The 21,524-nt window shown below is 39.8% G+C and carries 19 protein-coding genes; 12 read left to right on the forward strand and 7 right to left on the reverse strand.

Annotated elements, in window-relative coordinates; all coding sequences use genetic code 11:
* The first annotated feature begins 10 nt into the window (after positions 1-10).
* The 7 genes from C7H19_RS17605 to C7H19_RS17630 all read left to right on the forward strand — a co-directional run bounded on the left by C7H19_RS17605 (position 11) and on the right by C7H19_RS17630 (position 8,273).
* Positions 11-508, forward strand: coding sequence for a DUF427 domain-containing protein (locus C7H19_RS17605; RefSeq protein ID WP_106458236.1), 498 nt, complete (start codon positions 11-13; stop codon positions 506-508).
* Positions 509-552: 44 nt separating this feature from the next.
* Positions 553-798 carry an AbrB/MazE/SpoVT family DNA-binding domain-containing protein gene (locus C7H19_RS17610; RefSeq protein ID WP_106458237.1) on the forward strand — a complete coding sequence of 82 codons (246 nt, stop codon included), beginning with the start codon at positions 553-555 and terminating at the stop codon, positions 796-798.
* Positions 799-1,207: 409 nt separating this feature from the next.
* Entirely contained in the window at positions 1,208-2,899 is a 1,692-nt protein-coding gene (locus C7H19_RS17615) for an iron uptake porin (protein ID WP_106458238.1), read from the forward strand.
* A gap of 71 nt (positions 2,900-2,970) precedes the next feature.
* Positions 2,971-5,532, forward strand: a complete 2,562-nt coding sequence (ptsP, locus tag C7H19_RS17620; protein WP_106458239.1) for a phosphoenolpyruvate--protein phosphotransferase — start codon at positions 2,971-2,973, stop codon at positions 5,530-5,532.
* Between the two features lie 42 nt (positions 5,533-5,574).
* A complete protein-coding gene (ptsG, locus tag C7H19_RS17625; protein WP_106458240.1) occupies positions 5,575-7,419 on the forward strand; it encodes a glucose-specific PTS transporter subunit IIBC in 1,845 nt (614 codons plus the stop codon).
* A 360-nt stretch (positions 7,420-7,779) separates the two neighbouring features.
* Positions 7,780-7,932: a hypothetical protein gene (locus tag C7H19_RS25800; RefSeq protein ID WP_181280654.1), complete on the forward strand. Its 153-nt coding sequence runs from the start codon at positions 7,780-7,782 to the stop codon at positions 7,930-7,932.
* Positions 7,933-8,018: 86 nt separating this feature from the next.
* Positions 8,019-8,273: a hypothetical protein gene (locus tag C7H19_RS17630; protein WP_245927608.1), complete on the forward strand. Its 255-nt coding sequence runs from the start codon at positions 8,019-8,021 to the stop codon at positions 8,271-8,273.
* An 11-nt stretch (positions 8,274-8,284) separates the two neighbouring features.
* On the opposite strand, the gene lepA is transcribed toward C7H19_RS17630, so the two are convergent.
* Positions 8,285-10,096 carry a translation elongation factor 4 gene (gene lepA, locus C7H19_RS17635; protein WP_106458241.1) on the reverse strand — a complete coding sequence of 604 codons (1,812 nt, stop codon included), beginning with the start codon at positions 10,094-10,096 and terminating at the stop codon, positions 8,285-8,287.
* 244 nt (positions 10,097-10,340) lie between these two features.
* On the opposite strand from lepA, the gene C7H19_RS17640 reads away from it, so the two are divergent.
* The 4 genes from C7H19_RS17640 (at position 10,341) to C7H19_RS17655 (ending at position 14,999) form a co-directional block, all read left to right on the forward strand.
* Positions 10,341-10,571 (forward strand): type II toxin-antitoxin system CcdA family antitoxin, encoded by a 231-nt coding sequence (locus C7H19_RS17640; protein WP_106458242.1) that lies wholly within the window; start codon positions 10,341-10,343, stop codon positions 10,569-10,571.
* Between the two features lie 252 nt (positions 10,572-10,823).
* Positions 10,824-12,431: a GAF domain-containing hybrid sensor histidine kinase/response regulator gene (locus C7H19_RS17645; RefSeq protein ID WP_245927610.1), complete on the forward strand. Its 1,608-nt coding sequence runs from the start codon at positions 10,824-10,826 to the stop codon at positions 12,429-12,431.
* A 188-nt stretch (positions 12,432-12,619) separates the two neighbouring features.
* Positions 12,620-14,089, forward strand: a complete 1,470-nt coding sequence (locus C7H19_RS17650) for a TldD/PmbA family protein (protein WP_106458244.1) — start codon at positions 12,620-12,622, stop codon at positions 14,087-14,089.
* 100 nt (positions 14,090-14,189) lie between these two features.
* A complete protein-coding gene (locus tag C7H19_RS17655) occupies positions 14,190-14,999 on the forward strand; it encodes a tetratricopeptide repeat protein (RefSeq protein ID WP_106458245.1) in 810 nt (269 codons plus the stop codon).
* Between the two features lie 138 nt (positions 15,000-15,137).
* Here C7H19_RS17655 and C7H19_RS17660 read toward each other — a convergent pair whose 3' ends face one another.
* The 6 genes from C7H19_RS17660 to C7H19_RS17685 all read right to left on the reverse strand — a co-directional run bounded on the left by C7H19_RS17660 (position 15,138) and on the right by C7H19_RS17685 (position 20,271).
* Positions 15,138-15,986: a transglutaminase family protein gene (locus C7H19_RS17660; RefSeq protein WP_106458246.1), complete on the reverse strand. Its 849-nt coding sequence runs from the start codon at positions 15,984-15,986 to the stop codon at positions 15,138-15,140.
* A gap of 4 nt (positions 15,987-15,990) precedes the next feature.
* Positions 15,991-17,019: an alpha-E domain-containing protein gene (locus C7H19_RS17665; protein WP_106458247.1), complete on the reverse strand. Its 1,029-nt coding sequence runs from the start codon at positions 17,017-17,019 to the stop codon at positions 15,991-15,993.
* 15 nt (positions 17,020-17,034) lie between these two features.
* Positions 17,035-18,471, reverse strand: coding sequence for a circularly permuted type 2 ATP-grasp protein (locus C7H19_RS17670; RefSeq protein ID WP_106458248.1), 1,437 nt, complete (start codon positions 18,469-18,471; stop codon positions 17,035-17,037).
* Positions 18,472-18,570: 99 nt separating this feature from the next.
* Entirely contained in the window at positions 18,571-19,560 is a 990-nt protein-coding gene (gene moaA / locus C7H19_RS17675; protein WP_106458249.1) for a GTP 3',8-cyclase MoaA, read from the reverse strand.
* 70 nt (positions 19,561-19,630) lie between these two features.
* Positions 19,631-19,981 (reverse strand): type II toxin-antitoxin system PemK/MazF family toxin, encoded by a 351-nt coding sequence (locus C7H19_RS17680; protein ID WP_106458250.1) that lies wholly within the window; start codon positions 19,979-19,981, stop codon positions 19,631-19,633.
* Positions 19,978-20,271, reverse strand: coding sequence for a ribbon-helix-helix protein, CopG family (locus tag C7H19_RS17685; RefSeq protein WP_106458251.1), 294 nt, complete (start codon positions 20,269-20,271; stop codon positions 19,978-19,980). The genes C7H19_RS17680 and C7H19_RS17685 overlap by 4 nt, the downstream gene beginning before the upstream one ends.
* Positions 20,272-20,414: 143 nt before the next feature.
* Here C7H19_RS17685 and C7H19_RS17690 point away from each other — a divergent pair, with 143 nt between their 5' ends.
* Positions 20,415-21,335: an alpha/beta fold hydrolase gene (locus C7H19_RS17690; RefSeq protein ID WP_106458252.1), complete on the forward strand. Its 921-nt coding sequence runs from the start codon at positions 20,415-20,417 to the stop codon at positions 21,333-21,335.
* The last annotated feature ends 189 nt before the right edge of the window (positions 21,336-21,524 follow it).

Here is a 21,524-nt window from a genome sequence, read left to right on the forward strand (position 1 = left end):
TGACTTTATTATGCAGCGACCCTTACCTATTCCGCCAAAACCAGGACAAGAATCAGTTTGGGATTATCCGAGGCCGCCTCGTCTAGAACCAGTCTCAAAACACCTAAAAATCTTCTTTAATGGGGTGATTATTGCCGAGAGTCGAAAATCCTATCGCGTCCTAGAAACCAGTCATCCTCCCGTCTATTACATTCCGCCAGAAGATATTAAAATGGAATATCTCAAGCCGAGTTCACAGGGTTCTTTCTGCGAATGGAAAGGAAAGGCGGGATACTATGCGATCGTTGTTGGCGATCGACAAGCGGTTAATGCTGCATGGTATTACTCCCATCCAACGCCTGATTTTGCGCCAATTAAAGATTATGTGGCTTTCTATCCCGCTTTGATGGATGCGTGTTATGTCGATGGCGAAAAAGTCACCCCTCAACCGGGTAATTTCTATGGCGGCTGGATCACAAGCGATATCGTCGGCCCCTTTAAGGGTGAGTCTGGTAGCTGGGGCTGGTAACAGCGAATCAATATAACTATAATTATTGGTAAGGAATATAAGTAATGATTTATGCAACGATTACCAGTAAAGGACAAATAACCATTCCGAAGGAAATTCGAGATTATCTCAAATTGGATACAGGTAGCAAAGTTGATTTTGTGATTGATGAAACGGGACAAGTTAAAATTATTCCCCTCAATATTCCTATTGAATCTTTATCAGGAATCTTACACCGTCCTAGCATGAAGGCAGCAACTATAGAAGAAATGGAGCAATCAATTCAGAACAAGGAGCTTTATTTGACTTGATACTAATATACTTGTTCGTTATACATAGCATTTATTAAATTAAATTCTATAAGATTTGGTGACCAAACCTTTACACTTTCATTAATGGTATCAATTGTGAAAAAAAAGTAATGTTAATAATCAAATGATTATTACTATTCCATACGTTTACAAAAAGTAATTTTTAACTTAAACTTAATAATTTTTAATTTACTGATCTTTTTATATGTATTTCAAAATACATATTTTATTTTTTTAATCAAACTAGCTTATAATTTTATTTTAAATAACTTTAGAGCATTCAATAGGGAAATAAAAATTAACATTTGTTGCTTTTAAACAAAATCTTAAAATTTGATAATTTATCTCATACACTTAAGTCAAAAGGAGATATTCTAAGCTATATATGATTGATAAATAGCTTAATAGTATGTCGTTTCATAACAATAGTCTAAATAAATCAAACTGGCTTAACATAACGAATTTAGGGTTTAGTCTAGCACTTTCTTTAGGCCTAGTAACACCCGTTTTAGCAGAGCCTCAATTGAATCCAATTACAGGCCTCAGAGAAAATATCAGATACAATGCTCAACAAAACCGGCAACCATCAGGCTATATCGGAAATGCTAAACCACCTGAAACAATTGAACAAGTTACCTCAGTTTCGGAACTAAAAGACGTTGAACCGACTTCTTGGGCGTTTGAAGCACTTCGGAGTTTAGTCGAACGCTATGGCTGTATAGTAGGATATCCAGACCGCACCTTTCGCGGAAATCGTGCTTTAACTCGTTGGGAATTTGCAGCAGGGTTAAACGCTTGTCTAAATACAATGGAACGTTTGATACAAGATGGAGTCGGTGTTCTAAGAGAAGATATCGATAAACTCAAACGATTAATGCAAGAGTTTGAATCGGAATTAGCTGCTTTAGGAACACGCATCGATAATCTAGAATCAAGGGTTGCATTCCTCGAAGATCATCAATTTTCAACGACGACTAAACTCAACGCTCAAGTAATATGGTCAGTAAATGATACATTCGGTGATGCAGTTGGTTCAGATAGCGATCAATCAGAAACACAATTTGCTTACCGTATTCGCATGAACTTTGAAAGTAGCTTCACAGGTAAAGATTTATTAAGAACTCGTTTACAAATGAGTAACTTTGGTTCTATTGCCGAGGTGACGGGAACAAATATGACCCGTTTGAACTACGATGATAATTCAGAGAATCAGGTACAAGTCGCTCACCTATTTTATCTCACGCCAATCAACGATTATATAACGCTCAGAATGGGGCCAGTCGGTGTCGGATATACCGATATTACTGATACGATCACTCCTCCTACCATTGCAGATGACGCATTAGGTATCCCTTCACGATTTGGGGAATATAACCCAGTCTATCGTCGCGGGGGTGGTGGTGGTGCCGTTAACCTGAGATTTGTCAAAAACTTGGAATTAACCCTAGGATATCTAGCAGGAGAACCCAACAACCCCAGAGAAGGAAGTGGGTTATTTAATGGAACCTATCATGCTCTAGCGCAATTGGCTTTATATGGAGAGAATGGAGCCGTCGGATTTGCCTATTCACGTTCCTATTTTACAGCAGGACAAACCGATCTGACCGCCAGTACAGGAAGTAAACTAGCAATTCAACCTTTTGGTGATGATATTGCAACTTCGGGGGATTTCTTTACGCTACAAGGTTATTATCGAATTACTCCAAACATACAGATTCATGGTTGGGGAGGCTATATTAGTGCCGATGCTCATGATTCAGGATTAAGCGATCTTAGTAATGGTCGAGGTGGTACGGTTGCAAAAAATGTTCAAAATGGGGATCATGCTGATCTTTGGTATGGTGCAGTTGGACTGAGTTTTCCTGATGTGGGTGGTGAAGGCTTTTTACCTGGTATCTTATTTGGTATTCCGCCGACTGTAACCCATAGTGATGTTAGCGAAGATCGCAATACAGCCTATCATATCGAAGCATTCTATAGATTACAACTCAATGACAATATTTCGATTACTCCTGGTGTATGGGTGATTCTCAATCCAGAAAATAACGATCGCAATAGTACCCAATGGGTGGGACATATTAGAACAAGCTTTCTTTTTTAATGGTTGCATTAAGGATGAATTAGTGTTAAGGCATCCTTTCAAAATTTTTACAAATCAATTCTATTAAAGCTATGACTCAAACAGCCCCTATTTCCAGTAAAACAGCAGTTACACTCATAGCCCCCTTATCTGGCTATATTTATCCGATATATCAAGTACCTGATCCCGTTTTTGCTCAAAAAATGGTCGGCGATGGTATATCGATCGATCCTGTTAGTCAAAGTTTACTTGCGCCTTGTGATGGTGAGGTGATTCAACTCCATCCCTCACACCATGCTGTCACCATCAGAAACCCAGAAGGTTTAGAAATTTTGATGCACATCGGTTTAGATACCGTAAAACTGCGAGGTGAAGGCTTTAACCCAAAAGTGAAAGAGGGCGATCGCGTCAAAAAAGGCGATATACTGATCGAATTTGATGCAGATTATCTTGTATTGAATGCCAAAAGTCTGATCACAGTTATTGTGATTGCTAATAGCGATCAAGTCGCTCGATTTTTGCCCCGTAGTGGTAGTGTAACTGCGGGACGTGATGCCATTCTCGAACTCAATTTAGGAGATGTGCAAGCCGAAACCAGTAACGGGAAAGGAATTACAGTCACATCCGATCCGATCATCATCCTTAACCCAACAGGACTACACGCCCGTCCATCGGCGGTTTTGGTCAATTTTGCCAAAAAATATAAATCTAAAGTCACCCTTAAAATGGGAGATAAAGAAGTTAATGCCCGTAGTGTTACTGGTTTGATGGGTTTGCAAGTGGGCAATGGTGCAACGGTTCATCTTGTAGCAGAAGGAGAAGACGCAGAACTCGCAGTTAAAGAACTGACTGAGGCTATTCGTTCGGGGTTAGGCGAGGAAGTCTCGGCCCCAGCACCTGCTAGTATTGTGCAATCTCCTTTATCTGCCCCTGCCACTCCGCCACCCTATCCCCGTTCAGAAAATCCTAATATTGTTTTAGGGGCTTCTGCTTCTCCTGGAGTTGGTGTTGGTTATATTTATGTCGTCAGACAACAGGAAATTAAAGTCACTGAAAAAGGCGGAAACCCTAACGAAGAACGACGCAAACTAGAAAAAGCGATCAATCAAGCGACTCTAGAAATTGAAGCATTACGGGCTAAAGTTCATGCCCAGGGTGATCCCAGTAAGGCGGCGATCTTTGCAGCACACCAAGAATTACTAGAAGATCCTGAATTGATCGATGTTTCGACCAGTGCGATCGATAAAGGCAAAAGTGCGGCTTATGCGTGGCAACAAGCTTTTACAAATCAAGCGACAATCTTATCACAACTGGATAATCAATTATTAGCAGAGCGGGCTAATGATTTACGGGATGTGGGAACTCGTGTTTTACGCATCTTAACAGGTGTGGTGGAAGCCGAGACAAGCTATCCCGATAATGCGATCTTAGTAGCTGAAGATTTAACGCCTTCGGATATGGCTAATTTGGATCGTACCAAAGTCAAAGGTTTTTGTACTGTAGGAGGTGGGGCGACTTCTCACGTTTCGATCATGGCGCGTTCGATGGGCATACCTGCGATCGCGGGTACTGAACCAAGAGTCTTAGATTTAGCCGATGGCACACCTGTTATTTTAGATGGAACCAAAGGCAAACTCAAACTGAACCCCGCATCCGAAGAAATGGAACGGGTAACAAATCTTCAACGCAGAATAGCTGCCAAACGCGAAGAAGATCTAACCCACACGATGGAATACGCCCTTACCCAAGATGGCAAACGCATCGAAGTTGTGGCTAATATTGGCAGTCAAAAAGATGCTGAAGAAGCGGTTAAACTTGGTGCTGAAGGGGTTGGGTTGCTACGAACGGAGTTTATCTTTATGGAACGAGTTAAAGCACCTACTGAAGACGAACAAACCGCCATTTATTCAGGCATTGCTAAGGTTTTGGGGCCAGAACGTCCTTTAATTATTCGTACTCTTGATGTTGGGGGTGATAAACCTATTTCTTATATGCCCATTCCCAAGGAAGAAAACCCCTATTTAGGCGAACGCGGTGTCCGAATTGGTTTTGATCGTCCCGAAATCCTCCGCACTCAAATTCGAGCCATTTTACGCGCTTCTGAAGTCGGTAAAGTCTGGGTTATGTTTCCGATGATTGGACGTTTAGAAGAAATTCACATGGTCAAAAATATGATCGAAGAAGAACGCCAAAACTTAGGTGTAGCCCCCATTAAAACAGGAATTATGGTGGAAATTCCTGCCGCCGCAGTGATGGCGGATCTCTATGCCAAAGAAGTTGATTTCTTCTCTGTTGGTACAAACGACCTAACTCAATATACTCTAGCAATGGATCGCGGACACCCGAAACTCGCGCCTTATGTCGATGGTTTGCATCCAGCGATTTTAAGACTCATTGCTCAAACCGTCAAAGGTGCCGATAAACACGGTAAATGGGTTGGTGTGTGTGGTGGCATTGGTAGCGATCCTCAAGCCATTCCGATCCTAATTGGTATGGGAGTTAAAGAGTTAAGCGTCAGTATTAATAGTATTCCCACGATTAAGGCTCAGATTCGCACCCTCAATACTGCTGACTGTCAGAAAATGGCTGAACTTGCCCTAAGCGCCGAAACAGGTGCCGAAGTGCGCGAAGTGTCACCGTTACCTGAAATTTAGTATTTGTATTCATTGATACAACATTAAAACAAATTATCTGCTATGTATAAGAACGCTTTTGCACTGCTTCAAAAGATGGGTAAAGCCTTGATGCTTCCCGTCTCCGTCTTGCCGATCGCAGGTTTACTCCTCGGACTCGGTAGCGCAAGACTGATCGAACTACAACAAATCAAAGATGGTGTCATTAATAGCCCCAGATTTTGGTTTATTCCCGAACAATTAGCCCAGATTATGAGAGCGTCGGGGGATGCTGTATTCGCTAACCTACCGATTATTTTTGCCATTGCGGTAGCCATTGGTTACACCAATAATGACGGGGTATCGGCAGTAGCTGCGATCGTTGGATTTGCCATTTTTCTCGCGTCGATGGGAATGGCAGCCGTTCACCTCTTTGGGGCTGATCCAGAAACCCTCAAACCCGTACTAGGTATACCAACCCTTGATACTGGGGTATTCGGTGGCTTAATTGTTGGTTGCTTGGCTGCTTATATGTTTATCAAGTTTTTCCGCCTTCAACTACCACAATATCTCGGCTTTTTTGCAGGTAAGCGTTCCGTTCCAATTTTGACGGGTTTAGCCTGTATTTTACTAGGGATTGCCATGTCAGTAATTTGGCCACCTGTAGGCAATGCAATTAATACCGCAGCAAACGCAGCAGCCGAAGGGGGAAACATTCCGCTTACTGGTTTTATCTATGGTGTTGTAGAACGATTACTTCTACCATTTGGTTTACATCATATTTGGAATGTACCCTTTTTCTTCCAAATTGGCTCATTTACTAATCCAGTAACGGGAGAAGTTGTCAGAGGTGATATCGCCCGCTTTTTCGCTGGAGACAAAACCGCAGGTATCTTAGGGGGTGCGTATTGGTTTAAAATGTTTGGCTTACCCGCAGCAGCGATCGCTATGTGGCATTCAGCTAAACCCAAAAACCGTAAACTAACTGGCGGGATCATGCTATCGGCTGCTTTTACCGCTTTTCTAACTGGAATTACTGAACCGATCGAATTCTCATTTATGTTCGTTGCACCTGCGTTGTATGGGATACACGCACTGATGGCGGGTTGTGGCAACTGGTTATTTACCACCCTCGGCGGACGCATGGGCTTTACCTTCTCCCAAGGTGGTATTGACTTTTTACTGTTTAATGGCTTAGGGACAAAAAGTTGGTTAGTCCTAGCAGGTGCGCCGTTTTTTGCAGCATTGTATTACTTTACTTTCAAATTTGCGATTAAATACTTTGACTTCAAAACCCCAGGGCGAGAAGATGAAGATACAGCCGCAGCAGGTGTAGAAGAAGGCGACTACGGAATGGCAAAAGCGTTGGTTAGAGCGTTTGGCGGTCGTCATAATATCGCTAGTATCGATGCTTGTATCACTCGTCTACGGATGACGGTTAATGATATGAGTAAAGTTAATGTCGATCGTCTTAAAGCACTTGGCGCATCGGGTGTATTACAAGTCGGAAACAGCGCACAAGCGATCTTTGGCCCCCGTTCGGAAAACCTTAAAACCGATATGGTCGAATATCTTAAAGTAGCAGGGCCCGAAGCTGATGTCGCCGACCTACCCACGACACCCACCGCAACCGCCGAAGTTGCAGCCACAGAGATCGAAGCAAAACCCCTAAAAGCAGAAGAATTAGCTCATGTTAGCGAAATGATTAACGCCCTAGGTGGTAAAAATAATATTCGTAAAGTTGATTCGGCCGCCATCACCCGTTTACGCTTAGAAGTAGCGGATCAAGAATTAGTCGATGAGAATGCCCTACGAACTGCTGGAATAAAAGGAATTATGCCTTTATCTGATTCGGTTATTCATCTATTAATAGGATTAAATGCCGAACAATACGAAAAAGAAATGAAAACGCAGTTAGCACGTATTTAATTTTGTTAACTTTTCTTTCTGTTCCTCTCTAATCTATAAAAAGTATTCCTTATAGTTCCCTCTCAACAAATAAACAAATTCCTCATAGTTCCCTCTCCTACGAGGAGGGGGTTAGGGGGCGGTAGGAGAGGTTTTTTATTAATTCTGTTACTTTTATTCAATTATCTTTACAGGTTATCTTTAAAGAAATTAACTTGTATTTATTAAAGATATTTCTTACAATACTAATTAAAGACGGATGACATTTAGAAAGTCTGAAGTAATTGTTAGTAATTTAAAAGATTTCTGAATGACAGAGTTTTGGGCAATGATCAAACAATAAGTTGATAAATCGTCTAAAAATTTAGGGAGATTAAAACAATGAAACCGATGATTTGGCATCCTGAACCCAAAGATCAAAAAGTAAATCAGTATCTAGACAACATGAACAAAGAACCCTGGTTTGCTATTTATGCAGGGATCATTCTATCTGTCAGTTTGTTTACCTTTTTGGTTTTATTAGGGGTTTTTTAAACAATAAATTAGTTCACGATAAATTCTGTAAGCTGAGTGGCATTCCATCGTGTTAAGGTAGCCATATCACATAGATTTTATTTATTATGGCTCTTTTCCCCAATGATTCTAACGGCGACTCAGCCTCAAATTTTCCCCAGAAAACACCCGAAGATTTTGGGATAGAAACAGCTAGAACAAAAGCTGTTAAAAGACAAGCCCTAAATGTGTTTGCTATTCTTGTTGCGATCGGGCTAGTTTTAGGGGCGATCATGTCGATAGGAGTCGTTAAGCTGATTAATAAGCTAGGATTGACCGAAAAGCCTGATCGGAATGCCCCTATTGAGCTATTTCGCAAATAATAGCCAGTTTTTTACTGATTATCTAATCTTAAAACCGCCATAAATGCTTCTTGAGGAACATCGACCGTTCCTATTGCTTTCATGCGTTTTTTACCTTTTGCTTGCTTATCGAGTAGTTTTTTCTTGCGGCTAATATCTCCACCGTAACACTTCGCTAATACATCTTTGCGTAATGCGGGGATATGTTCACTGGCAATAATTTTAGATCCGATCGCTGCTTGAATAGGAATCTTAAACTGATGACGAGGGATCAATTCTTTTAGCTTTTCCGTAAGACCCCGACCCACATTATAAGCTTTATCTCGATGTACAATCATGGCTAAAGCATCAACTGGATCACCATTTACCAAAATATCTAGCTTAACTAAAGGATTTTCCCGATAGCCAAGTAGTTGATATTCCATGCTTGCATAACCTCTTGATCGAGATTTTAGCTGATCAAAAAAGTCGGTGACGATTTCTGCTAACGGAATTTCATAAATCAAAGTAGTACGCGTTTGGGTAAAAAAGCGCATATCCTTAAAAATACCCCGCCTATTTTGACACAATTCCATTAAAGTACCGACATAAGTTTCAGGGGTAATAATTTCGACTTTTACATACGGTTCTTCCAGTTTTAGACGATGTTGTGGGGGAGGAAGTTGACTAGGGTTATCGATTTCCTCGACGGTTTCATCCATTGAAGTAACGCGATAGACTACAGATGGAGCAGTTGTAATCAGATCAAGATCGTACTCTCTTTCTAAACGTTCTTGGACAATTTCCATATGCAGCAGTCCCAAAAACCCACATCGAAAACCAAAACCCATTGCTGAAGAGGTTTCAGGTTCAAAAGATAAAGCCGCATCATTTAAACTAAGTTTATCCAAAGCTTCTCGTAAATCACCATATTGATCCGCATCAGTGGGAAATAAACCACAGAAAACCATCGGTTTAGCTTCCGTATAACCGGGTAAAGGTTCAGCCGCCGGTTTAGTCGCTAAAGTAATCGTATCGCCAACCCTAGCATCAGCAACCGCTTTAATGGCTGCGGCAAAATAACCAACTTCTCCCGCGTGGAGTTCATCAATTTGAATTTGATGGGGAGAAAGTATACCAAGTTCATCGATTTGGTATTCTTTCCCAGATGCCATCAGACGAACTTTATCGCCCTTTTTGACGGTTCCATCCATAACGCGAAAATAGACGATCACACCGCGATAAGCATCATAATAACTATCAAAAATCAAAGCCCGTAGAGGTTCGTTTACTGTATCTCGTGGGGGGGGTACTTGGTGTACGATCGCTTCGAGAATGTCATCAATTCCTAACCCGGCTTTTGCTGAAGCCCTAATAACGTTACTACAATCTAATCCAATAATTTCTTCTATTTCGTGGGCAACTCGTTCTGGTTCCGCACTAGGCAAGTCGATTTTATTTAAAATGGGAATAATTTCAAGATTATTTTCTAAGGCTAGGTAGACATTAGCCAGAGTTTGCGCTTCTACCCCTTGGGAAGCATCAACGACTAATAACGCACCTTCACATGCAGCGAGTGAACGGGATACCTCATAGGTAAAATCAACGTGTCCTGGGGTATCAATTAAGTTAATCACATAATGTTGACCATCTTTAGCCGTATAGTTCATTCTAGCGGCTTGAAGCTTAATCGTAATGCCTCGTTCCCGTTCGAGATCCATATTGTCGAGAAATTGTTCTTTCATTTCCCGTTGTTCGACGGTTCCTGTTAGTTGCAACATACGATCGGCTAAAGTAGATTTGCCATGATCAATGTGGGCAATAATTGAAAAGTTACGAATGCGAGAAACAGGAACATCAGTCATATATCCTTTGGGGGTTGCAAAAATCAAGATTCCTTAATCTATTGTAAAGTTCTTTGTCAAATCTTGGTACAATCATCGTTGGTACAGCTTTCATCTACTGTTGAAAGTTGAGTTAGAATGCGTAAACGCCAATTATTTTTTATCATTAGGCATAATTTTCATGTCATAAAAGATGGTTCAAGGAGCCCAATGATTACAATAGAGGAGGAAGAACCAGCATTCTTAGGAACCAAACATTAAGTCTATGAGCGAAAATGTCATGCCTACTCAACGCACAACCGATAAAGTCGAGATTTCTATTCATCTTGACTCAGACGTTTTAGAACAAATCAAGCATCTCACGAATGATCCTAGTCGAGTCATCGAAACAGCGATTAAACAATGGTTAAGAGGGGAAAAAGATCAAGATGATGATCTGACTCGTACTTTTAAACGTAATCCACCTGTACCACCTAAAGGCGAATGGAATGATTAATTAATTTTGGAATGCTCAGATCAGCCCAGCCCACAATTAGTGTAATCCAAAACACTTAACTCAGATCAGTCCATTTTATTTTTCTTTTATAAAGGTAGCGAAATTTTTCGGATAGTTTGGGAATCCTAGGTCTACATGATGCTTTTGTGTTGAAGGCTGTTGATTCCTATGTATGATGCCGTTAAGTCTTTGGTTGAACCCCTTGCTTGTTCTAATACGATCTTCTCAGAAGAGAATTTAACCGATTCTTCGATGTCAATTTCTTCAGCATTTGGGGCAGAATTGCTATTTGTACAGGATCAAACAGGGCGTTATCTCAATTTTTATTGGTCTGATGCCCCTATCTATCAATTAGATTATAAATCCCTCAATGGTAAATTATCCGAGTGCGCTTTTAGTCCCATTGATTTTCAGTCTTATTATGAGCGACTGCAACGAGTTTTAGAACGACGTATCCCAGAACAATATCGCTGTTGGTTTGAATACAAAGAACAACGTTTTGCTTTTGAATTAGTCATGAGTCCCATTTTAGTTAAAAATAACGCACCTCAGACGGTTTTGGTGATGGGACATTCGTTAGAGCCAAAAGATTTTTCTTTTTTTAACCCCGACTCTTGTCAGCAGCTTTTGACTTCTATTTCCCGTCAAATTCGCCGTACTCTGGATCTTGACACAATTTGGCAACAAACAGTAGATAGTATCGGAAAAGCGTTACAAGTCGATCGCTGTTTGATGGTTGCTTATGATTCAGCAAAAGATCAATTATCATTAAAAGCCGAATATTGTCAATCTTCAATTTCTTCTATTTTAGATATTAGTTTAGATTTACATTCAGAATTTTACTGGAAACAAGCTTTACAAGAGCGATCGGTAATTATTGAACACATTAAACCTGAGCATTTACAAGCTTATTCCGTTTTGGTTGTTTCGACTTTTCATCAACAACAATGTAATGGTTTAATTTGTTTACAACAGTGCGATCATCGTCGGATTTGGAGTCAAACAGAAATCGATTTTATTCAAGAATTAGCCGAGCAAGTTGGCACAGCGATCGCTCATGCTACACTATACAAAGAACTCGAACAAGCCACACTCGCCGCCCAAGAAGCATCACGTCTTAAAACTGAATTTCTCACCAGTACAACCCATGAATTACGCACACCTTTAAACGGAATTATTGGCTTTTTAAAGTTGCTCTTAGATGGCATGACAGATAGTATAGAAGAACAACGAGAATTTATTGAAAAATCTTACAAATCTGCTTTATATTTATTAAACTTAATTAATGATATTTTAGATTTAGCTAAAATTGAAGCAGGCAAAATGGATTTAGAATTAATGCCTGTTGAAATTGATGGATTATTGCAAACTGTTGATACTTTGACCCGTCATCAAGCCCTCAGTAAAAAACTTAGTTTTCAGATCAAAAAACCTCAAACTTTAACGCCTATTATTGTTCATGGAAATTATCAAAAATTATTACAAGTTCTTTTAAATTTAGTAGGAAATGCAATTAAATTTACCAATGAAGGAGGAATATCTCTAAGTTTAGAAATAGTCAAGAAAAAAACAATTTGGCAAAATCAAGAGTTTCCAGGAATCGTAAAAATTAGTGTAGTAGATACAGGAATTGGTGTATCTTTAGAAAAACAAGCTAAATTATTTGAAAAATTTGTCCAAGTCGATGGCTCACGCACCAAAGCCTATGGAGGAACAGGATTAGGGTTAGCTATTTCCCAAAAGCTAGTTCAAGCAATGGGCGGAAAAGTAGAATTTTATAGTATGGGAGAAAGTTTAGGCTCTACGGTTACTTTTACAGTTCCATTAAGTCATGTTCCTATTATTAAAATGTCGAGTTAGAAAATATTTTAGCTCATTTTAAATTTATAAAGAATCTTAATTCAATCCTTCTTAAATATTTCTCTATCGTGAGGTATAAGGAATAGATTAATCGAAAGAGAAATCATCAATGTACTCAGATACCCTCTCAAACTTGTTAAACTAACAGATATCAGCAATCGTCAATCTGAGCCGACAGCTATTTATTTATGCCATCTACCTTACTTATCTCCAAAGAAATACCCTCCTTGCAGTATAAACCGAGTAGCGATCGCTTTGATCTAACTTGGGCTTCTCCTCTGTCTACCCTTCTCGGTTTAGGGCGTGCTGCGGGTGCAGATTTTATCGAATTTTTCCTCGAAAAAGTCAATTATATTAGTTGTTTAGCGGAAGATGATCTAATTACTAGCATTGCCCCACGTTTGTCTACAGGTGCAGGAATTAGAATCTTTAGGGGAAAAGCTGACTGTTATGTTAGTACCAATGATTTAAGCTTTACAGGATTAAAAAACGCCTTAGAAAAAGGATTATCTATTCTCGGTTTAACTCTTCCTTCTCCTAATGCTTTTATTCCCGAAATTAATCTGGAAATGTTTAGAGATTATGCCAGCGCGAAAGGCAAAGAAAACTGGCTGCGTGATAGTAGCTCAATGCAAGAAATGGGCGATATTTTACTATCAGCTAATGATTATATTAACAAAAAAGCGTCCCATGTACAGTCCCGTCGTGCGGCATATTTCCGTGACTGGCAAGAAGTTTTAGTGGCTTCTTCCGATGGAACTTTTGCCCGTGATATTCGCTTAACTCAGTCCGTTGGTTATAATTTATTGTGTGCCGATGGTGCTAATCGTTCTTCGATTGGAAAACGCGCCGGAAATACCAGTGATCCCAATTTTTTGAAAACATGGGATTATCAAACGGAAGCTCTTGATGTGGCGGAGTCGGCAGGTAAAATGCTCTATGCTGATTATGTTGAGTCGGGAACTTATCCAATTTTAATGGCAAATCAGTTCGGTGGCGTAATTTTTCACGAAGCTTGTGGACATCTTTTAGAAACCACTCAAATTGAACAAAAAACAACACCTTTTATCGACAAAAAAGGAGAAAAGATCGCCCACGAAAATCTTACCGCTTGGGATGAAGGTTTATCAAGTAATGCCTTTGGTACGATCGATATGGATGATGAAGGAATGCCCGCACAGCGTACATTATTAATTGAAAATGGTATCCTCAAAAATTTTATTGCAGATCGCGCAGGAGCGATGAAAACTGGGCATCCGCGTACAGGTAGCGGTAGACGACAAAGTTATGCTTATGCAGCAGCGTCTCGCATGAGAAATACCTACATTGCGCCAGGAAACTACACCTTAGATGATTTATTTGCTTCGGTTGATAAAGGAATTTACTGTAAAAAAATGGGCGGTGGTAGCGTTGGTGCAACTGGTGAATTTAACTTTGCTGTCGATGAAGCATATTTAGTCGAAAATGGCAAGATCACTAAACCCCTAAAAGGTGCTACCCTCATTGGTGAAGCCAAAGAAATTATGAATAAGATTTCTATGTGTTCCCAAGATTTAGGATTAGCGGCGGGTTTCTGTGGCTCAGTTAGTGGTAGTGTCTATGTAACAGTAGGTCAACCTCACTTAAAAGTTGATTCCATTACCGTTGGTGGACGTTAGAACTCTTTAACATTTTGTTACAATTTGAACAATCAGTAAGAACCGATCGCGTTTTAAGACGAGACGGTTTTTTTTCAAAAAAATATAATGGTCAATTCATATGAAACGTTGGTTTTTAAGTTTATTGTCAGGATGGATAATTTTAAGTTTAACTTGGAGTGCCTACGCGGCCCAGACCCCCAAAATTTCCTTTACAGAAGCCCAACTGCAACAGGGGGAGGAAATCGCCAAAAAAGCCTTAGAAGCCACCGATAAGGGCGATTTTGTGCAAGCTGAAGCCTATTGGACACAGCTAACTCAAGACTTTCCCACCAATCCGGCGGTCTGGAGTAACCGAGGTAATGCGCGAGTCAGTCAACATAAACTCGCAGAAGCTATCAGTGATTATGATCAGGCTATTAAACTAGCGCCAGATGCGACAGATCCTTATTTAAACAGAGGTGCAGCCCTAGAAGGACAAGGACAATATCAGGATGCGATCGCCGACTATAATCGAGTTTTAGAACTTGCGCCTAATGATGCTCTTGCTTATAATAATCGAGGCAATGCCAAAGCAGGTTTAGGAGAGTGGGAAGACGCTTTAGCAGATTATCAAAAAGCGGCTAATATGGTTCCTGGTTTCGCTTGGGCTAATGCAAATGTGGCGGTAACACTCTATCAATTAGGACAAAAAGACGAAGCATTACGTCAAATGCGAAATCTTGTGAGAAAATACCCGATGTTTCCTGATATGAGGGCAGCTTTAACCGCGACTTTGTGGGAAAAAGGATTACAAGGAGAAGCAGAAAGTAACTGGGTTGCAACTGTTGGTATGGATAACCGTTATCAAGATTTAGAATGGGTAAAAACTATTCGCCGTTGGCCACCAAATTTGATTTCTGCTTTGGATAAATTTTTAAATTTGAAGTAATTTTTTTCGGTTACAAAGAATCAAAATAAAATCGCGGAAAAGCCTGAAACCTTTATTAAAGAATCGAGTAAAAAATCATTTAAAACTAAACTATTGATGTTTTACTCAAAAATTCTTTTTCTTGAATCATCATTACACTTAACTGATTTTTTCGATTCTGATTTTTGCTTGCATTTTAGAGTGAGCAACGGGAGTCACTGAACCGATAATAGGAGAAGTATAGCTAGGATTGGCACTACTGACTAAAGCAATATGACGATCGCTCACTAATAACCCATGAGTCGGATCATAACTCCGCCATCCCCCACCTGGTAAATATACTTCTACCCACGCGTGAAGATCAAATTCTTCTGTATCTGGATCGCCCTCTTGATAACCACTGACAAACCGTGTCGCTAACCCAACTGAACGACAAATATCCATAAATAAAGCGACAAAATCTCGACAAGCCCCTTGCTTTTTTGTCCAAATTATGGTAGGCGACCACAAATCCTCGCTATGTCGTGCCACCTGTGTACAATTGCGGTAGATTTCATCCATCAGTTTAAACAAAAAATCTGATGTTTTTCCATCGACTTCGTGTAAAAATTCTTGCGCTAGATAAATCGAAATCGGGTCAGGCAAATTGTTATAAGGTGTTAAATAGGGCTGTAATTGTTTCAACAACGAACTAGGATAATCTATTGGTACTTTTAACGCCCAAGGTTCATAAAGAAAATCAAAAGGGTTTGTTTTAAAAGTTTCGATATCGCTATTGATTTCAATTTTTAGCTGTTCTGTCTCTTGTTTAAACCATACTCTTAAACAAGCATTACCATCTAAATCAATAATCTCTGAAATTCCCGTTGGTTCAGGTGTAATCACATAAGAAAAATCATGGAGTTTTTGCCATCCATCCGATCGAGGACGCAAGCGAATTAGATGAGGATGTGGAAAAACGGGTTTATCATAAGTATAAACCGTTGTATGATTAATTAAATAACGCATTTTTTCACCCCATGCTCATACTTTGACTCATATTACCTAAACTTTGACTCCCCAAACTTTGACTCATAGTCATCCCTGGTTTGTCGGATATGGGTTCAATTGCGAAAAACGTTTCCCACATTTTTACCCCAACTTCATTGATGCGTTTTTGCATTTGATCGAGAAATTCGTGTAACCCGACTTCAATCACATCATCCATCGTAAGATAACTCAACTCTGCACATAATTTTCCTATGGAACGTTCAGCAGAATTACACCAAGTTCCGATCGGTGTTCCGGTAACTTCGTGTATACTGCGTTCAACTTCTTTTAAACAAAAATGTATCGAACGGGGAAACTCACGATCGAGGATCAAAAATTCTGCAACACTATTAGGTGTAATTCTACGTTGAGATTTACGATACATCTCATATGCACTTACTGATCTTAGCAGCGAAATCCATTGAATTTGATCTAATGGTGTTCCGACCCATTCTACAGAAGGTAACAAATAAAAGTATTTTACATCTAGAATACGTGCAGTTTTGTCGGCCCGTTCTTGGAGTCGTCCCATTTGGCCAAAATGCCACCCTTCATTATGAGTCATTGTTGCATCCATGACACCCGCAAACCGATGCGAAGCGAGTTTAGTTTGCGTGAAGAAATTGGGTAATGTGGTTCTAACAGGACGTTGTGAAGCATCTTTCACCATCAGATAAAAACCGTTTACCTGTTCCCACATTTCCGAGGAAATAATCTCACGAATCGATCGCGCATTTTCACGAGCTAAGTTGACACATGAGAGAATAGAGTTAGGATACTCCGCATCAAAGGTAAGAAACTGTATTACATTATCTGCGGTTGCTTTCCCATAGCGTTTTTTAAATAAATCTAAATCCCCTGTTGTTAATACTAGCGGTTCCCATTGTTGGGTCATGCCATCGGGTAGATCGAGCATAAGATTTAGGTTAACATCGATAAAACGCGCTACATTGTCGGCCCTTTCTATATAACGATTTAACCAATAAATTGAATCAGCGACTCTACTTAACATTATTTTCTTACCTTATTATTGATTTAAAACCCAAGTATCTTTACTTCCACCACCTTGAGACGAATTCACCACTAAAGACCCTTTTTTCAAGGCCACACGGGTTAATCCTCCAGGATGCACATATATTTCGTCACCGCGATGTAAAATATAGGGACGTAAGTCCACGTGACGACCTTCTATCTGATCATCAATAAGAGTCGGCACACGGGATAAACTGAGAATAGGTTGAGCGATATAATTACGGGGATTCGCTTTGATGCGATCGGCAAATTCTTCGCGCTGTTCAATGGTAGAATTAGAACCGATTAACATTCCATAACCCCCAGATTCATTCGCTGCTTTGACGACTAATTTTTCTAAATTGTGTAAAACATAATCTTTATCTTGATCGCGCCAACACAGATAAGTTGGTACATTATTTAATATTGGTTCTTCTCCCAAATAGTAGCGAATCATTTCAGGAACATAAGCATAAACCACTTTATCATCTGCGACCCCTGTTCCTGGTGCATTTGCGATCGTCACTCGTCCTTGTTGAAAAACGTCCATTAAACCTGGAACCCCTAACAAAGAGTCTGGACGAAAAACGAGGGGATCTAAAAAATCATCATCAACGCGACGATAAATAACATCGACTCGACGTAACCCTTTAGTGGTTCGCATCTGCAAGTATCCATCAACCACGACTAAATCTCGTCCTTCGACTAATTCTACTCCCATTTGTTGGGCTAAAAAGGAGTGTTCAAAGTAAGCAGAATTATATATACCTGGGGTGAGAACAACAACCGTTGGATCGCTTAATTGAGGCGGTGTAAGATTAAGAAGGGTTTCTAGTAAATGACTGGGATAATCATCAACTGGTTTGACATTCATTGTCTGAAAGATTTCTGGGAAAGTACTTTTCATTACCCGTCGATTTTCTAGGACGTAGGATGCACCCGATGGAACTCGTAAGTTATCTTCTAGAACATACCATGCGCCATCTTTATCTCGAACTAAATCGGTTCCTGTAATATGACACCAAATGCCGCCTACAGGTTTCATTCCTAAACAGGGTTTGAGAAATCCTGTCGCTGAGTGTATGATTTCTGCTGGAATAATCCCATCTTTAATGATTTTCTGATCGCTGTAAATATCGCCCAAAAATAGGTTTAAAGCCTTGATACGTTGTTTTAGACCTTTTTCGAGGTTTTCCCATTCATTAGCGGCAATAATGCGGGGAATAATATCAAATGGGAAGACTTTTTCAATCCCTTGGTTATCACTATAAACGTTAAAAGTTACTCCTAGGTTGAATAAGGCAATTTGCGCGGTTTCTCGATGTTGTTGGAGTTCATGAAGCGGTAAATCTTTCATCCATTGGACTAATGGTGCAGCAGAGGGTCGGGGTTGTCCAGATTCCGCAAATAGTTCATCATAGAATAATTCAGGGTCATAGTTTTCTAATTGCACGATCGCCTCTCTTATACAATTTTACCTTTACTTTAGTTTCAACAAAATTGACGTAAGGTTTGTAACTCAGACAACAATTTTAACTTTAGCTCAATGAAATTATCCGCCAATTTGTGACATGGTACGAGTATAGGTTCCTGTTGTTGTCCCTGAATCTCTCAGTTTATAGTTAATTTCGGGTTTCAATTGTAATAAAAACTGAACTTTATGTCTGAGTTCATCTAAGCTAATATTATTGCGTAATGCGGTTTTTAGATCGATTTGACTCGTTTCATTGAGTAAGCAAGGACGTAACCACCCATCAGCAGAAAGACGCATTCGGTTACAGCGATCGCAAAAACATTCCGACATCTGACTAATAAATCCTAGTGTACCTTTTGCCCCCCGAATTTGGAAGATATCGGCTGGCCCATTTCCTTTAACTTTTCCTTCTTCTAAACCCCATTTATTGCGAATGCGTTGACGTAGTTCTTCTGAGGGTATCCATTGTCTGTCACCAAATAAATTAGAATTTCCAATAGGCATAAATTCAATAAATCTAACGTGCCAATTTCGTTCTATTGTTAAAGCTGCTAAGTCTTCTACTTCGTGATCATTAACCCCCGGAATAACCACTACATTTAGTTTAAGCGGATCAAAACCCACACGATACGCTTGTTCAATACCTCTCCAAGTTTTTTCCCAACGACTGCGCCCATGATTGCCAATAATATGATCAAAGGTTTCCCAATTGAGAGAATCTAAACTAATATTAACTCGTCTTAAACCCGCTTTATACAAATCTTCGGCCATGTTTTCCAGTAAATAGCCATTTGTCGTCAAAGATAAATCTTGTGTTTCTTTTAAAGTAGCAATTTGATGAACCAAGTTTACTACATCAGGACGAATTAGAGGTTCACCCCCAGTCAGACGAAATTTTCTAAACCCCACTGGAATAAAAACCTCTTTGAGTAAGGTCATTAATTCTTCATTTCTTAGAAGATCTTGACGTAGAATATAGTCTAACTCTGCATCCTCTGGCATACAGTATAGACACCGAAAATTGCAACGGTCAATCAAACTGATACGCAGATAGTCAACTTGGTTCATATAGTCATTGATATTTTCTCTCTATCTTAAAGGATATCTACTTTAACAACCTTTGTGTTGCTAATCTAGATTAAAACTGTCCGGGTAAATCAAAAGTTATTAATAATGCTTGATTGATCAATTCTATAGCTTGATCACTTAATTGCCCTATTCGTTTAAGAAGCTGGGTTTTAGATAAGACACGTACTTGATCGGCCATTGCAACTGAATCTTTAGTCAGTCCACCATCCGGAGATAGAATTAAGGCTTGAGTAGAATAAACTCTTTGACCAGATTGATAAGTTGTACAGGGAACAGCTAAAACAACTGGACTATAAATATTAATAATATCACGACTAACAATAATAATCGGTCGAGTTCCACCTTGTTCGGAACCTTCAACAGGTTCTAGACGTGCATTGTAGATCTCACCTCTTTTCATTCCTCTTTTTCTCCTAACTGAAAAGCTTCCCAACTCGCTAGGGCAAATTCAGCATCCAATTGCAATACTAAAGCTTGATATTCAGGATCTTGAGCCATTTCTGCTAATTCTGCATCAATTTCGGCTCTTTTTAAAGCAGCTAGTTCATTTTTAATCGCTTTAGCTATAAATTCATTACGACTTTTTACCTTACCCTGAATAACGAGTTGATCCGTTGCTTCTAAAAGTTTAGTTGGTAAAGTTAATGTTGTACGTGTCGTTAAGCTACGGTTTGTTGAGGGATTGGTCATTTGATGCTTAAATTGATGTTAAAATTGTTACTAATAATAGCATTTTTTTAGGTGATAGATCTGATGTATGTTGTTCAAGCAGTGGCAAGACTCAGCAAATTTTGTCAGGATAGTAAGAAAAGACATCATCAGATTAACTTTTAATGACCACTCAACAACTGATCCCGACGCAATCTTTAGAAAAACTTATTTGGAACTGGAGAGGACATCCCATTCAATATACGGTGATGGGAGAAGGTAAACCCTTACTTCTAATTCATGGTTTTGGGGCTTCTATCGGTCATTGGCGTAAAAACATCCCCCCGCTTGCAGAGGCAGGTTATCGAGTCTTTGCGCTTGATTTACTGGGGTTTGGTGGGTCAAATAAACCGGTACTCAACTACACTGTGGAACTGTGGCAACAACAGTTACGGGATTTTTGGCAAGAACATATTAAGGAACCTACCGTATTTGTCGGTAACTCCATTGGGGGTTTACTCACGATGATAATGATGAGTGAATATCCCGAAATGACAGCAGGTGGTGTTTTAATTAATTGTGCAGGTGGATTGAATCATCGTCCTGAAGAATTTAATTTCCCGCTACGATTAATGATGGGGATGTTTACTAAAATTGTTGGTTCTCCCATCACAGGAAAAGTTCTGTTTAATGCAATTCGACAAAAAGAACGCATCCGTAATACTTTACATCAGGTATATTATGATCGCAACGCCATCACCGACGAATTAGTCGATATGCTATATCAACCCTCTTGTGATCCAAATGCACCACAAGTCTTTGCATCTATTTTAACTGCTCCTGCCGGGCCAAAACCTTCAGAATTATTACCGCGTATTCAACATCCTTTATTAATATTATGGGGTGAAGCTGATCCTTGGACACCCATTCAAGGTGCATCTTTGTATCAACAACGGGCGAAAAATGGTCAAGATACTGAATTTCATGGTATTCCAAAAGCGGGTCATTGTCCTCATGATGAAAACCCAACGGTTGTCAATGAATTAATTATAGATTGGTTAAAACGACATCATATCTGTCGGGGTTTGGTAAAAGAACCCTCCTAGAGACTCCGATAATCAAGAGAAACTATAATAGATAAACCCTAGTCAAATGACTAGGGTTTTTTTAATGCGAGGATTGACGCGCACAGTTGACATCCTCACCGCCCTTTAGGGACGATGATTCCCAAACCTTACGATTTGGGTTTCTGCTTCAATGCAGTTGCCTTGACAGATTTACTCTGTTCGGGTCTT

Source organism: Aphanothece hegewaldii CCALA 016, from assembly GCF_003007785.1.
GTDB classification, from domain to species: Bacteria; Cyanobacteriota; Cyanobacteriia; order Cyanobacteriales; family Microcystaceae; genus Chroococcus; species Chroococcus hegewaldii.

What these genes read in the sequence shown, in the direction of transcription:
- moaA (WP_106458249.1), bottom strand. Translation starts at nt 19,560, where the DNA reads ATGAACCAAGTTGACTATCTGCGTATCAGTTTGATTGACCGTTGCAAT.
- C7H19_RS17610 (WP_106458237.1), top strand. Translation starts at nt 553, where the DNA reads ATGATTTATGCAACGATTACCAGTAAAGGACAAATAACCATTCCGAAG.
- C7H19_RS17660 (WP_106458246.1), bottom strand. Translation starts at nt 15,986, where the DNA reads ATGCGTTATTTAATTAATCATACAACGGTTTATACTTATGATAAACCC.
- C7H19_RS17640 (WP_106458242.1), top strand. Translation starts at nt 10,341, where the DNA reads ATGAGCGAAAATGTCATGCCTACTCAACGCACAACCGATAAAGTCGAG.
- C7H19_RS17615 (WP_106458238.1), top strand. Translation starts at nt 1,208, where the DNA reads ATGTCGTTTCATAACAATAGTCTAAATAAATCAAACTGGCTTAACATA.
- C7H19_RS17685 (WP_106458251.1), bottom strand. Translation starts at nt 20,271, where the DNA reads ATGACCAATCCCTCAACAAACCGTAGCTTAACGACACGTACAACATTA.
- ptsP (WP_106458239.1), top strand. Translation starts at nt 2,971, where the DNA reads ATGACTCAAACAGCCCCTATTTCCAGTAAAACAGCAGTTACACTCATA.
- C7H19_RS17665 (WP_106458247.1), bottom strand. Translation starts at nt 17,019, where the DNA reads ATGTTAAGTAGAGTCGCTGATTCAATTTATTGGTTAAATCGTTATATA.
- C7H19_RS17650 (WP_106458244.1), top strand. Translation starts at nt 12,620, where the DNA reads ATGCCATCTACCTTACTTATCTCCAAAGAAATACCCTCCTTGCAGTAT.
- C7H19_RS17690 (WP_106458252.1), top strand. Translation starts at nt 20,415, where the DNA reads ATGACCACTCAACAACTGATCCCGACGCAATCTTTAGAAAAACTTATT.
- C7H19_RS17605 (WP_106458236.1), top strand. Translation starts at nt 11, where the DNA reads ATGCAGCGACCCTTACCTATTCCGCCAAAACCAGGACAAGAATCAGTT.
- lepA (WP_106458241.1), bottom strand. Translation starts at nt 10,096, where the DNA reads ATGACTGATGTTCCTGTTTCTCGCATTCGTAACTTTTCAATTATTGCC.
- C7H19_RS17630 (WP_245927608.1), top strand. Translation starts at nt 8,019, where the DNA reads ATGGCTCTTTTCCCCAATGATTCTAACGGCGACTCAGCCTCAAATTTT.
- C7H19_RS17645 (WP_245927610.1), top strand. Translation starts at nt 10,824, where the DNA reads ATGTCAATTTCTTCAGCATTTGGGGCAGAATTGCTATTTGTACAGGAT.
- C7H19_RS17655 (WP_106458245.1), top strand. Translation starts at nt 14,190, where the DNA reads ATGAAACGTTGGTTTTTAAGTTTATTGTCAGGATGGATAATTTTAAGT.
- C7H19_RS25800 (WP_181280654.1), top strand. Translation starts at nt 7,780, where the DNA reads ATGAAACCGATGATTTGGCATCCTGAACCCAAAGATCAAAAAGTAAAT.
- C7H19_RS17680 (WP_106458250.1), bottom strand. Translation starts at nt 19,981, where the DNA reads ATGAAAAGAGGTGAGATCTACAATGCACGTCTAGAACCTGTTGAAGGT.
- ptsG (WP_106458240.1), top strand. Translation starts at nt 5,575, where the DNA reads ATGTATAAGAACGCTTTTGCACTGCTTCAAAAGATGGGTAAAGCCTTG.